The organism is Oscillibacter sp. CU971 (assembly GCF_905219725.1).
Lineage (GTDB): Bacteria > Bacillota > Clostridia > Oscillospirales > Oscillospiraceae > Oscillibacter.
Genome location: NZ_CAJMXG010000230.1, coordinates 1 through 4,513, shown reverse-complemented (window position 1 = coordinate 4,513; position 4,513 = coordinate 1). Strand labels below are relative to the sequence as shown.

The 4,513-nt window shown below is 55.3% G+C and carries 7 protein-coding genes; all 7 read right to left on the bottom strand.

The window, feature by feature from the left end:
* Positions 1-110: 110 nt before the first annotated feature.
* Entirely contained in the window at positions 111-602 is a 492-nt protein-coding gene (locus tag JX325_RS13035; protein WP_374220622.1) for a hypothetical protein, read from the bottom strand.
* Positions 603-665: 63 nt separating this feature from the next.
* Entirely contained in the window at positions 666-1,280 is a 615-nt protein-coding gene (locus JX325_RS13030) for a hypothetical protein (RefSeq protein WP_204791535.1), read from the bottom strand.
* Positions 1,264-1,452, bottom strand: coding sequence for a histidine kinase (locus JX325_RS13025; RefSeq protein ID WP_204791534.1), 189 nt, complete (start codon positions 1,450-1,452; stop codon positions 1,264-1,266). Before JX325_RS13025 ends, JX325_RS13030 begins: the two co-directional genes overlap by 17 nt.
* A 118-nt stretch (positions 1,453-1,570) precedes the next feature.
* Positions 1,571-2,179, bottom strand: coding sequence for a cell wall hydrolase (locus JX325_RS13020; RefSeq protein WP_243414082.1), 609 nt, complete (start codon positions 2,177-2,179; stop codon positions 1,571-1,573).
* An 11-nt stretch (positions 2,180-2,190) separates the two neighbouring features.
* Positions 2,191-3,174, bottom strand: coding sequence for a DUF6353 family protein (locus tag JX325_RS13015; RefSeq protein WP_204791533.1), 984 nt, complete (start codon positions 3,172-3,174; stop codon positions 2,191-2,193).
* A 5-nt stretch (positions 3,175-3,179) separates the two neighbouring features.
* Positions 3,180-3,704 carry a hypothetical protein gene (locus tag JX325_RS13010; RefSeq protein ID WP_204791532.1) on the bottom strand — a complete coding sequence of 175 codons (525 nt, stop codon included), beginning with the start codon at positions 3,702-3,704 and terminating at the stop codon, positions 3,180-3,182.
* 115 nt (positions 3,705-3,819) lie between these two features.
* Entirely contained in the window at positions 3,820-4,425 is a 606-nt protein-coding gene (locus JX325_RS13005) for a hypothetical protein (RefSeq protein WP_204791531.1), read from the bottom strand.
* Positions 4,426-4,513: the final 88 nt, after the last annotated feature.

Below are 4,513 nucleotides of genomic sequence, written 5' to 3'. Positions count from 1 at the left end.
GTCTTTTCCAGCTTGACCAGGGCCCTCTCGGTGGTCTTCATCGACTTGAAGACGTAATTGAGCATCTCGTTCATCGGGTATCTCCTTTCAAAAATATAAGAAGAGACACGCTACACGATCTCATCCAGATACCAGCACATCTGATACCAGATATCAACCGAGCGCATGTCCCTCCGGCAGTTGCTTACGGTGAAGAGACCGCCCTTCCCATTCCGCTCGTACTGCCTGTCCAGCAGGCGGTTGAGTACGAACTCAACATACCCGCGGTCAAACTTCTCGTCATCCATGGAACCCAGTCCGAGGTTGACAATCATGTTCCAGAACCACTGCCCGGTTCGATTGCCAATATCGGGATTGTCCATGATGTGCTCTTCACAGCGAATGGAAAGGGCAATCATCATTTCAAGAATGCTGCAAGAGGTGTCATCCAGCAGAGACGCAACCATAGCGTCCGGATAGTTCTGCTCGCGGCCGAACCGATATCTAAGCTCGACGCCGTCTTCGGCTCGGTTTCCATCCATCGGAATCTCAAATATAAACTCCGTCGAATGGAGCTTGGCGAACAGCCTCCGATAAGACAGCTTGGAATATCGGTCGACCACGAGCTGGTACATCCAATCGAAGTACCGATTTACCAACTCGTCTCTGGTCAAAGTTATACCTCCTTAACGAAATTTCGCGACGACCTCGGCAAACGTGCGCAGATCCCTGAGAATCTCATAGTCGCACTTCTTCGCGTCGTTGCGGACGAAGACCGAGTCCTCCTCATACTCGCCGAAGTGCTCCAGACCGTCGCCGACAATCTCCTCGATGTCATCCACCGGTTCGTTGTCCTCGTCGGCCAGCACACCATCGGCATAGTAGGTGAGGCTGATTCGCTCATAGCCGTCCAATTCCCCAAAATCATCCGGAGAGATGACGTAGGGAATATCCACGGCGTCGGCCTTGGGCGGCTCCTTGACCTCCATGACCTGTCCGCCACCGGCATAGTTGGTGTAGCCCTCGCCCTGGAGCCGCTTGGCGTACTCACCGATGTCGGGCTTGTCCTTTGCCCGCTCGGCAAGCTCCTTGGGATCGGGGGCAGGTTTCTCCTCCGGCTTCGTCTCAGCGGCTTCGGGCTTTACGGCCCCGGTCATCTTCTTGGCCGAATACATCGCTTCCAGCGATTTGCGATCTTCCTCGATACGGCGTTCGTACCGATCTTTGATCATCTGCCAGGTGATGGCCGAGCCAACGGCCATACCCAGCATAAACGCCAGAAGACTACTCTTCTTGTTCATGTTCGGGTTCCTCCTCAATGATGTTTTCCTCGTTCTTCAGGGTGATGACAGTCAGCGCCAGACTGCCGAAAAGCATGGAAACGCTCAGCAGAATACCTCCAGTGATATGCCGTTTTCTCGGGGAATCGAGTACATAATCGAGCATCGAGATAATGTTCGCCAAGCCGTCCATGTTCGTCACCTCCCGCCAGACAGAACGGCAACCCCGCCGATGAAGCAGATCCCGGCCATCGTCGCCAGGGTGTAACTCAAAAGGGTCCTCATATGGTCCATCATGATATCCGCTCCTTTCATCCGTACTTGGAAAAGTAATGGGCTCCGACCTGGAATAATGGGGTTCCATAGGGATGATAGTGTCCTGTTCGGAAGAAAACCACATCATAGTCAGTCCTCTCCTTTAATTCGGAACGCACCAGCTCACACAATTCCTCCTTGACCCAGCAGCGAGTGACGCGTTCGCCAGTCATAGATGAATACTGATTCTTTTGATAGATTACGCCATGTACGGTATCAGGGAAGTGCTCCGAATCCATCCGGTTGAGCACAGAGTCGATCACAAGGCGCTGCCCATACTCGGATTCGCCCTCCGCTTCGGCCATCGTAAGCAAAGCGATAAGCTCCACCTCCTCGTCCGTAAGCGGACAAACCCAATCCTCCACTGGGGGGGTCGTTTCCGCCGCCGTCGAAGGAGATGGAGCATAAAATATCTCTTTGCTAACAAGAGGAGCCAGGTCGTTCAACTCCAGGGGGCAGGGTGTCTTCACCGGCTCGGACGCCGCCTCCTCGATGGGAGGCTGAGCGTCATGTTGCCATGTCCAGACAGGGGCGAAGGCGAGCAGGGCCAACAGAAGACACAGCAGCGGAACAAATATCATCCCATGAGCGATTCGTTTGTTCATGGCGGCCTCCTTTACGCAATCGCCTGATGGCTTACGATCAGGTCCAGAATCACTCCGTCCACATTGAAGTCCAGCAGGATCGTCGGCTCCACGCCGTTGACGAAATCCCGCACCTTCTCCTTGTCCGCGGTGTACATGCCGAAGTCGATATAGTTGTCGCCCACAGGCGCATCCGAGTCGAAGACCCAGCCGACGACAGCGCCAGCCTTGGTACGAGGGAGGCCCAGAGCGTCGTAAACCTCGTTCAGGAAGACGTGCCCCTTCGCCTGGAGCAGGTCGTTGAAATACTGCTGCTGGGCCCGCAGGAAGGCAAAGCTCATATTGGGGTCCTTGCAATAGTTGGGGTTGCTCTCGCTGAACTCCACAGCATAGGGACTGACCGAAGAAGGGTCGCCGTCCATGACCTTGACGGTCTCCTTCACAGTCTTTTCCTCGCCGGTCTCAGGGTCCACGATGGTCTTCTCGATCTCCTTGGCCTTGATGTTGTAGCGGATCTCCTTCTCCACTTCCTCACCAAAGCGCTCTGCCACCCGCTCGCGGTACTTCTTAAAGGCCGTATCCAAGGTGCCGTATGCCGCCGCCAGATTGGCACAGCGCTTGCGCATGATGTTGTGGGACGTAATGAAGCAGGTGATGGACAGAGCACCCAGGATGACAGAGGGGGCGTAGAGGTGAGCCAGCTTCAGGCCGGTCTGGATATAGACCTTGGTCAAGTCGCTCTTCGCGTCATCGGNGGTGTACTCGATGACCTTCTCAGGGTTGCTGGGGGACGGCTGCCCATCCATGCTCCGGGCCTTGTGGACCTTCTCGATGGTGTCGTTGCTCTCCCGCATGATCTCGTCCACCTTCAGGGTGGCCTTGCAGGCCATGACGGCGCTGGTGACGGTGCCTACCACGCCGGCGACGATCAGGATCTCGGGGCTCCTCTTCTTGATCTGGAGGCCGACCTTATTTACGGTGCGGCTCAAGGTAGCAGTCAGTTCAGTCTTTTTCATGGTGATTAACCCTCCTTAGTAAATGATTTGGCAATGGAAGTGTAGATTTTCCCGACATTCTGAAGGTTTCCATTGAACTCCTCCAAAAGGTCGTCCAGCTTATCGTCGAACTTGTCGGCGATCTGTTTCTTGGCCTTCTCGACTACTTCTTTCCGAAGCTTGGCCTCGTCGATGCGGGCGACACGGGCGGCAATCTCGTCCGTAACCCCGTCGGAGATTGCGGTATACTGCCGCTCCACCTCAGCGTTCACTTCCTTGCGGATGTCGCGCTCGGCCGCGGCAACCACCTCATTCGTAGCCAGCTTCACAGCAGCCGCCACTTCCCGTTGCACGGCGTTCTCAATGGCGCGAGACACCAGCTTCTCCGGAATATCAACCGGAATGTCATCCGACAGCTTGTCAATGGACGTGTCCAGCTTCTCGCACAGGGTATTCATTTTGGAGCGAGTGCCGATGGCGTAGCCGATACCGATCATCCCAGCGATGGCAACGCCGATGCCGACGATAAGCTCCAGATTACTGTCTTTCATGGTCTTCCTCCTTCAAATATTCGTGGTACTCGGATTCGGTTGCAAACAGCATCCATCTGCCGTCGACCAAGCCCTTAAAGCCGTAGGGTATCAGATAGCCGTATTCCATAGACGGTCAATCCACCGGAACAGGGCGGGGGAGCTTAATGAGGTAACCCTCCCGAACCGAGAGGACCCTCGCGGTGCTGATATCGCTCCAGCCATACTTGTCGTAGGTATACGGCGCATCCAGACCGGCCAGCTCATACAGGTCGAAGATGCTCACGAACCGATACTGCGCGATGACCTCGTCCATACAGTCCAGGATTTTCTGAGCCTCACCCCTGCTCGGGACGATCACCTCGTCATAGTCGAAACCGCGCCGCGCCGACGCCGTATAGTCCCGGCGCTCGCCAGAACGATCATACCGGCGGGTGGAGATTTTCGAGTAGTTGACGGTGCTGCCCTTGGCCCGTCCAGTCTCACCGTAGAGGATCATCTCGATCCCGTTGGTCACGATGTCGCAGACAGCCTTCTTGATAGCTGGGATCAGCACATCCACAAGAATATAATTCTTGACGTTGCCGGCGTCCTCGGAGATGAAGGTGTCAGCGAGCTTCTTGGCCTCGCTCTTCTTCCGGGTCTTGGCGCCGCCGGACACCACCGCTTCTACCTTTTTCTCGGGAGCGGCGGGCTTATCGTTTTTCGCACGATTGGAGTTGGACGGATACTCTTCTGCCATTACATTGCCTCCTTTGTCGGATATAAACGAATTGTCTTGATATGGTACTTGTGGTTCATATAGCGCACATTCCGCTTATTGCGCCGGA